The sequence below is a fragment of the Corynebacterium tuberculostearicum genome (assembly GCF_022347385.1).
In the GTDB taxonomy this organism is placed as follows: Bacteria; Actinomycetota; Actinomycetes; order Mycobacteriales; family Mycobacteriaceae; genus Corynebacterium; species Corynebacterium tuberculostearicum_M.
This window is the reverse complement of record NZ_JAKRDT010000045.1, coordinates 1-1,663: the sequence shown is the minus strand read 5'-3', so window position 1 is coordinate 1,663 and position 1,663 is coordinate 1. Positions and strand designations below refer to the sequence as shown.

The window sequence follows — 1,663 nt, the reverse complement described above, 5'->3', positions numbered from 1 at the left end:
CTTGATTTCTAGCGGTCGTGGAAACACCTGACATGGGTTAGGTGATTGTGTGGAGTCGAAATGGGTTCCGGATTCTGCTGTTGTGGCGCGGTTTGCGTCGTTGGTTCGGGCTGGTAGTTCAATACGGGCGGCTGCTGGGGTGGTTTGTTTACCAGAGTCGGTAGCTTATCGGCTGGCTGGTGAGTTGGACTTGCCGCGCAAGCGCTGTAGGCGTATTAGCTCGGCTGACAGTCAGGAAATAGCTCGGTTGTGGCTGGAAGGTGTGGCACCGATGGATATTGCGCGCCAGCTTTCTATAGGCTCTTCTCCGGTATATCGAATCGGTATTGAGCTTGGTTTGTGGAAGCGCAATCCACATGGCCGCAAAGCTGCGGCAACAACTCGCCGGTGTAGTTATCTGCAACTGCGTGTAAATGCTTTAGGGCGCAAAGATGCCGCTTTAGCCTGTGGCATTCATCCGCGTGATGCTGCTGATATGGACAAAGGTGTCATCAAGCTTTCTGCGGGGCGTGTGCCTTTTGTCCCGGCTGGCCCGGATGTGGCGCTGTATAACAGGCTTATGCAGGTAATTGAGTACGTTGATGGTCGCCAAGCAGTTCCAGTCCAGGTTATTCCGCAAGAGCGTATCGATAGGCGTATTTCTTCGCGCTATTTGTCGGTAGAAGAGCGCGAGCTCATCTTTGATCTTGACCGGCAAGGCAAAGGTGTACGCGAGATAGCTCGGCGTCTTCAGCGCTCTGCTGGCACTATCAGCAAGGAGCTTAAACGCAACCGGGATGAATTTGGGGTGTATCTTCCCACGCATGCGCACCGTAAATCGGTGTTGCGTAGGTTTAGACCGAAAAAGCGCAAGATTGATGCCAATCCACGCTTGCGCACGGTGATCTGGGAAATGGTAAAAGATAGGTACTCGCCAGAGCAGATTTCTGGGAGGTTGCGCAGTCGCTATCCCGGTGATGAGACTATGTACGTGTGTCCTGAAACGATTTATCAGTCTTTGTATTTCCAGGCTAAAGGCGAGTTGAAAAAGGAAGTCGCTGCTGCACTGCGGCGCGGTCACGCCCAACGTCGACCTCGTGGCACGCGCAGTGCCCGCAAGCGGTTTGTTGACCCTATGGTGATGATTTCCGACCGGCCAGCAGAAGTAGACGACCGAGCAGTACCAGGTCATTGGGAAGGCGACCTCATCTTAGGCGCAGGTAATAAGTCTGCAATTGGTACGCTAGTAGAGCGAACCACGCGCTATGTCATCTTGCTGCATCTACCTCATGGGCATAGTGCTACCGAAGTAAATGAAGCACTTACTAAAGCGATTGCTACCTTGCCAGACCATCTCAAAGGATCACTTACCTGGGATCAGGGAAGTGAAATGGCCTGCCATAAGGCCTTTTCTGTAGCTACAAACTGTCCCGTGTTCTTCTGCGATCCTGGTTCGCCGTGGCAGCGAGGCACCAATGAAAACACCAATGGACTACTAAGGCAGTACTTCCCTAAAGGAACAGACCTAAGCGTCCATAGTGCAGCCGACCTAGAATTCGTCGCCATGCAACTCAACCGCCGCCCCCGCAAAACCCTGGGCTTTCAAACACCAGCCGAGAAAATGGCCGCACTGATAAACTCAACCGAAACATAAGACGTGTTTCCACGACCACTAGAATCCGCC

Annotated in this window: 1 protein-coding gene; it reads left to right on the top strand. The window is 52.9% G+C overall.

What is annotated here, in order from left to right; genetic code table 11:
- Positions 1 to 475 precede the first annotated feature (475 nt).
- Positions 476 to 1,633: an IS30 family transposase gene (locus MHK00_RS11790; protein ID WP_225747373.1), complete on the top strand. Its 1,158-nt coding sequence runs from the start codon at positions 476 to 478 to the stop codon at positions 1,631 to 1,633.
- Positions 1,634 to 1,663: the final 30 nt, after the last annotated feature.